The sequence below is a fragment of the Herbaspirillum sp. WGmk3 genome (genome assembly GCF_023952535.1).
Lineage (GTDB): Bacteria > Pseudomonadota > Gammaproteobacteria > Burkholderiales > Burkholderiaceae_D > Herbaspirillum > Herbaspirillum huttiense.
In genome coordinates this window covers 1-275 of record NZ_JAKYWT010000055.1, presented here as the reverse complement: position 1 = coordinate 275, position 275 = coordinate 1, and the positions used below count along the sequence as shown (strand labels likewise).

1 protein-coding gene is annotated in these 275 nt (G+C 60.4%); it reads right to left on the bottom strand.

Annotation, left to right across the window (positions count from 1 at the left end; all coding sequences use genetic code 11):
- On the bottom strand, positions 1 to 184 hold a 184-nt coding region (locus MKD49_RS25915; protein ID WP_252697728.1), incomplete at its 3' end, for a HAMP domain-containing protein.
- Positions 185 to 275: the final 91 nt, after the last annotated feature.

The window sequence follows — 275 nt, the reverse complement described above, 5'->3', positions numbered from 1 at the left end:
AGTTCGACAACGAGGACAGCATGTGGTTGAACGACACGGCAAGATCGCCTAGCTCATCATGGGAGTGGACCTGGATGGGTGTCAGGTCTTCGGTGGTGGTGACGTGATGAACAGCTCGCGAGAGGTCGCGCAAAGGGCTAGTCGCAGAGTTGCCTGCCACGTATCCAGCGATGGCGGTGAGCACGATGCCGACGAATCCGGTGCCTACGAGGACGATCCATAGTGACCCTAGGGTGGCCCTGGTCCCGGTGAGGTCTTGGCCTGTGACGAGAGCG